Genomic DNA, 6,095 nt, shown 5'->3' with positions numbered 1-6,095 from the left:
CTTCGCGTTCGTCGAGGACTGGCTGAACGCGCCGCCCGACGCCGATCGCCAGACGTGGTTCGACCGCTTCGCGAGCGGCCAGCTCGTGGGCAATGCGTGGACCGAAACCGGCGACGTGGCGCTCGGCCAGACCATCACGAAGGTGTCGGAAAAGCACGGCCGGCTCGTACTGAACGGCCGGAAGTTCTACAGCACCGGCAGCCTGTTCGCCGACTGGATCGACGTGTTCGCGCAACGTGCGGACGACGGCAGCGACGTGATCGTCGCCGTCGCGACCGCGCAGCCCGGCGTGATCCGCGAAGACGACTGGGACGGCTTCGGCCAGACCACGACCGGCAGCGGCACCACGCGCTTCGAGGACGCGGCGGTCGACGCACGGGACGTGATCGACTTCGCGCGACGCTTCAAGTACCAGACCGCGTTCTACCAGCTCTTCCACGTCGCGACGCTGGCCGGCATCGGCCACGCGATCGTGCGCGATGCGGGCGACCTGGTGCGCCGCCGGACCCGCGTGTACAGCCACGGCAACGCGCCGCGCGCGGCCGACGACGCCCAGTTGCAGCAAGTGATCGGCGAGATCGCGTCGTGGGCCTATGCGGCCGACGCGCTCGCGCTGCGCGCCGCGCAGCCGCTGCAACGGGCCTACGAAGCGCACTTCGGCGACGACGCAGCCGCCGAGCACGATGCGAACGTCGCGGCCGAAATCGAATCCGCGCAGAGCCAGCTCGTCGTGTCGGAACTCGTGCTGCGCGCGGCGACGCACCTGTTCAATGCGCTCGGCGCGTCCGCGACCCGCAGCACGACGGCGCTCGACCGCCATTGGCGCAACGCGCGCACCGTGTCGTCGCACAATCCGCTCGTCTACAAGGCGCGGATCGTCGGCGACTGGGTCATCAACGGGCGCACGCCGCCGTTCGTCTGGCAGATCGGCAACGGCACGGGTGCGAGCACGAGCACGCATGCAGAGACAGGAGCCGCGCAATGAGCAAGACCATCCGCTTCAATGCGTTCGAGATGAACTGCGTCGGCCACCAGTCGCCCGGGCTGTGGGCCCATCCGCGCGACCGGTCGTGGCAGTACAAGGATCTCGACTACTGGACCGACCTCGCCCGCGTGCTCGAACGCGGGATTTTCGACGCGATCTTCATCGCGGACGTGATCGGCTACTACGACGTCTACAAAGGCAGCAACTACCACGCGCTGCACCAGGCCGCACAGATCCCGGTGAATGATCCGCTGCAGCTCGCCGCGCCGATCGCGATGGCGACCGAGCATCTCGGCATCGGCATCACCGCATCGACGACGTTCGAACATCCGTACACGTTCGCGCGCCGGCTGTCGACCGCCGACCATCACACGAAGGGCCGGCTCGCGTGGAACATCGTCACGTCCTACCTCGAAAGCGGCGCGAAGAACGTCGGCGATCACGGCCTGCGCACGCACGACGACCGCTATGCGGTCGCGGCCGAATACGTCGAGGTGCTGTACAAGCTGTTCGAGGGCAGCTGGGAAGACGGCGCGGTGGTGCGCGATCGCGACGGCCGCGTGTTCACGCATCCGGAGAAGGTGCACGAGATCGGCCACAAGGGCCGCTTCTTCGACGTGCCCGGCTACCACCTGTGCGAGCCGTCGCCGCAGCGCACGCCGGTGCTGTTCCAGGCCGGCGCGTCCGGTCCCGGCAAGACGTTCGCCGCGCAGCACGCCGAATGCGTGTTCGTCGCCGCGCCGACCCGCCCGCAGCTCGCGCGCTACGTGGCCGACGTGCGCGCGCAGGCCACCGCCGCGGGGCGCGACGCGAGCAAGGTATTGATCTACAACCTCGTCACCGTGATCGTCGACGAAACCGACGAGAAGGCGCAGGCCAAGTTCGACGAATATCGCAAGTACGTGTCGTATGACGGCTCGCTGGTGTTCATGTCCGGCTGGACCGGCATCGACTTCGGCCAGTACGCGCCGAACGATCCCGTCCGGCGCGTCGAAACGAATGCGATCGTGTCGGCGGTCGAGCACCTGGCGGGCGGCGACACCGCATGGACGATCGAGGAGCTGGCGGCCTGGGGCGGCATCGGCGGTCTGGGCCCGGTCTTCGTCGGCTCGGCGGCGACCGTCGCGGACATCCTGCAGGAATGGGTCGCCGCCACCGACGTGGACGGCTTCAACCTCGCGTATGCGGTTGCGCACGAAACCTTCGAGGATGTCGTGCGTTATCTCGTTCCCGAGCTGCAGCGGCGCGGCGTGTATCCGACCGGCTATGCGCCGGGCACGCTGCGCGAGAAACTGTTCGGCGGATCGGCACGGCTGCCGGACGAACATCCGGCCGCGCAGTTTCGCGATATCGAGCAGGTGAAGCGCGATGCCGAGCAGGTGGCGGCCTACGCGTGACGGCAATGTGACGGCTGGTCGGCCCGCGTGCGGGCCGGCTTCATGACGCCCGGCGGCCCGTTGCACCAGGCCGCTCGTTCGACACGCCGCGCGAGCGAACGTCCCCCTCCCTCCGGCCAAGGCCCGGTACAGCAGCCAAGCCCGTTCTGCTCCCGCACGGGCACGCCGGGATGGTGAATCCAGTCCGGTCCGGGCGATGCAGGCCACCGTCTCGTTCGCCAACCCGTGCGCTTGCCCACGCGAACGCCTTGCATGATTGCATGCCGCCATCTGCTGAAGTTGACGCAGACCAGCGGCTGTTTACATTTGAAGCCGGATGCAAAATGACGGCGTTGGCCCGGCATTGAGCAGGGACCAACGAACGTCGACAAGAAAGGGCACGCTCATGTTGATCACTTTCAGCGGGTTACCCGGCACCGGGAAAAGTACGATCGCAAGCCGGCTGGCCGTTCGCCTGAAGGCGGTTTATCTTCGGATCGACTCCATCGAGCAAGCGATCCGGACGTCGGGCGTTCTAGCCGAGGGCGCTGAAATGGGCGGCGCCGGCTATGCGGTCTGCTACCGCGTGGCCGCTGACAATCTGGCGATCGGAACAACCGTCGTCGCCGATTCCGTCAATCCGCTCAAGGTGACGCGAGACGCATACAGGAACATCGCGGCGCGCATCGGTGTTCCCGTGCTCGAGATCGAGATCGTCTGTTCCGATCGGCAGCAGCATCAACAGCGTGTCGAAACACGGCAGTCCACCACCGCGGGGCTCGTGTTGCCCACATGGCAGGAAGTCGTCGATCGCGATTACGACGCGTGGGATCGCCCGCACCTCGAGATCGATACAGCGTTCACGTCCGTCGAGCAATGCATCGATCAGATCCTTCGCGCGTTGCCGGTGGCATGAACAGGTTGCGTGAAGCCGCAGTCCACTTTTCCGATGCCGGAACGCGGGAAATCGGTGGTTGCGCTCCCGGTTGCGTTCAGGCAATGCCCTCGTCGTCGTCGATGTCCCGCGCCGTCGGCTCGTAGCGCACGATCAACAGGAACACGATCGGCGTAGCGGCACTGATCGCGACGATCCAGAACATGTCCGTGCCGAGCCGCGCCTGCAGGATCGGCAGCACGAACAGCGCCAGCGCCTGACCGATGCCGCACAGCGACCGCCCGAAGCCCACGCCGGTGCCACGGATCGTTGCCGGATACGACAGCGTCGGATAGATCATCATCTGCGCGCCGGGCCCGAACCCTTCGGCGAACAACCACGTGCCGAGCATCAACAGCACGAAGCCGATCGCGAGTGCGCCATGCGGATGCCCCGCCAGCGCGAGCGCGACGAGCGCGACGAACTGGAGCGCGAAACCGGCGATCGCGACATGACGCGACGCATGGCGATGGGCCAGGCGCATGCCCAGCAAGCCGCCGGTGAACGCAAACAGCACGTTCAGCGCCAGCGACGCCGCGATCGTTTCGAATACGCCCGCGCCGAGAAACTGCGACAGGATCGACGGCAGGAAGAATGCGATCGCCGTGTATTCGAACGGGATGCACAGGTTCATCACGCTGGCGACGATCGTGCGCCCCAGGTACGGGCGCTGGAACAGCACGCGAATGCGCACGGGCGGCTGGCTCGGCGCGCGCGGAGCGTCCTTCGCTTCATGTGCGTGAATCCCGTACGACTCGCGCAGAATCCTCGCGGCATTGGCCAGGTCCCCCTGGTTCGCGGCCCACAGCGGCGATTCGTTCATGAAGCGGTTCCTGAACAGGATGATGACGAGGGCGGGTACCGCGCCGAAGATCAGCGACGCGCGCCAAAGCCATCCCGCATGCTCGGCAGGCAGCAGGAAATACAGTCCGAAGATCAGCAGGAAGCAGACCGAGGACGCCACGTACCACATCGGGCACCACGCCGCGAGCCGCGACGCCTTGTTGCCGCGACCGTTGAACTTCGAGAATTCCGCGAGAAACGCCATCGCGACGGGCAGGTCGATGCCGACACCGAGCCCCATCACGAAGCGCGCACCGATCAGCACCCAGACGTTCGGCGCGAGCCCGGCCGCAATCGCCGCGACCACGAAAAACAGCATGTCGGCCATGAACACCTGATAGCGGCCGATCCTGTCGGTCAGCCATCCGCCGATCAGGCTGCCGAAGATCGTGCCGATCATGATCGCCGACCCGACCAGGCCGGTCAGAGCGGGCGTCAGACCGAACTCGCGCGCCACGTCGTCGATCCCGTAGGACAGCGTCGTCAGATCGTACGCATCGAGAAACACGCCGCCGAGCGCCAGCAGCACGATCATCCGGGCATGGCTGACCGAGCTGTCCACCGTGTTGATCAGGCGCGCGACGTCGCTTGCCGAGCGGATGGGCGACGACACCGGGGGAACGGCGTTCAGATCGATCGAACTCATCGCATTCCTTAGTTTTCTGCCGAGTAGCTGGCAATGTCCACATGAAGCCGCAAACCGGACGTGCTCATGCGTGACCCGCGAGAATCCGCTGCGACGGCGATCCTCCCGACATGCGATGCCGTCACGTTCCGGCAGCAGGCATTCTGTTCTCCCGATCCCGTTATCCCAAGCGATATAAATCGATAAATTAATCGGCCCGCGTCATAAAGTTGCTCGCCGCGCGCTTAGCAGCAACGCACATGTTCAATCGCGGATTTCTTCGTTCGCGGATCGCCGCTGCTTCGTTACATTAGCCGGTCACCCTGCCTGTTCGCGGCACCTTGCCGCCCTTCCGGAGAATCCCGATGAAGCTGTCCTGGTCCCGCGCATGGCAAGCCGCGGCCGTCGTCGTTGCCGCGTTCGCCAGCCTCGTGTCGGTGCAAGCACGCGCGGCGACGCCCGCTGAGATCCGCGTCGACTACGCGTACTACTCGCCGGAAAGCCTGGTGATCCGCCACTTCGGCTGGCTCGAAGACGAATTCAAGGCCGACCGCACGTCAATCCGCTGGGTGCTGAGCCTGGGCAGCAATCGCGCACTCGAATACCTGAACAGCGGTGCAGTCGATTTCGGTTCCGCCGCGGGTCTCGCGTCGGTGCTCGCGCGTGCGAACGGCAACCCGATCCATACGGTCTACGTGTTCTCCCGCCCCGAGTGGACCGCACTCGTGGTCCGCAAGGATTCGCCGATCCGCTCGCTCGCGGACCTGAAGGGCAAGAAAATCGCCGCGACGCGCGGCACCGATCCGTTCCTGTTCACGCTACGCGCGCTGCACACGGTCGGCCTGACTCGCGACGACGTCGAGATCGTCAACCTGCAGCATCCCGACGGGCGCACCGCGCTCGCGAACGGCCAGGTCGATGCGTGGGCCGGCCTCGATCCGCACATGGCCGCGGCGCAGCTCGACGACGGCGCGCGCCTGCTCTATCGCAACGTTGCGTTCAACACCTATGGTTTTCTGAATGTCCGCGACGCATTCGCCAGCCAGTACCCGCAGGCAGTCACGCGTGTGCTGAAGGTCTACGATCGCGCGCGCCAATGGATCGTCGCGCATCCGGCCGATACCGCGCAGATCGTCGCCGACGAATCGAAGGTTTCGCTGCCGGTGGCGAAACTGCAGCTGCAACGCAACGACTTCAGCCATCCCGTTCCCGGCGATACCCAACGCGCGGCGCTGAAGGCCGCGGCGCCGATCCTGACGGCCGAACAGCTGACCAAGCCCGGCGTCGATCCCGCGAAGATCGTCGATGCGCTGATCGATCCGTCGTTCGCGC

At 66.1% G+C, this 6,095-nt stretch carries 5 protein-coding genes; 4 read left to right on the top strand and 1 reads right to left on the bottom strand.

All coding sequences use genetic code 11. The annotated features are described in order from the left end of the window. From JYJ84_RS26125 to JYJ84_RS26115, 3 genes are all read left to right on the top strand, one after another. The coding region (locus tag JYJ84_RS26125) for an acyl-CoA dehydrogenase family protein (RefSeq protein ID WP_205189623.1) at positions 1-985 on the top strand (985 nt) is incomplete at its 5' end. Then, complete coding sequence (locus JYJ84_RS26120; RefSeq protein WP_175220986.1) at positions 982-2,382, top strand: LLM class flavin-dependent oxidoreductase; 1,401 nt, start codon at positions 982-984, stop codon at positions 2,380-2,382. The genes JYJ84_RS26125 and JYJ84_RS26120, both read left to right, overlap by 4 nt. A 316-nt stretch (positions 2,383-2,698) precedes the next feature. Beyond that, on the top strand, positions 2,699-3,277 hold the full coding sequence (locus JYJ84_RS26115) for an AAA family ATPase (RefSeq protein ID WP_307872179.1): 579 nt from the start codon (positions 2,699-2,701) through the stop codon (positions 3,275-3,277). A gap of 76 nt (positions 3,278-3,353) precedes the next feature. Here the strand turns inward: JYJ84_RS26115 and JYJ84_RS26110 are convergent, their stop codons facing one another. Further along, positions 3,354-4,784, bottom strand: coding sequence for an MFS transporter (locus JYJ84_RS26110; protein WP_175220982.1), 1,431 nt, complete (start codon positions 4,782-4,784; stop codon positions 3,354-3,356). A gap of 344 nt (positions 4,785-5,128) precedes the next feature. Here JYJ84_RS26110 and JYJ84_RS26105 point away from each other — a divergent pair. After that, a partial coding sequence (locus JYJ84_RS26105; protein WP_205189622.1) for an aliphatic sulfonate ABC transporter substrate-binding protein occupies positions 5,129-6,095 on the top strand: 967 nt, incomplete at its 3' end.

It is taken from the genome of Burkholderia sp. LMG 13014 (assembly GCF_905232215.1).
Lineage (GTDB): Bacteria > Pseudomonadota > Gammaproteobacteria > Burkholderiales > Burkholderiaceae > Burkholderia.
The sequence above is the reverse complement of the archived record's forward strand: the minus strand, read 5'-3'. Positions and strand labels throughout refer to the sequence as shown.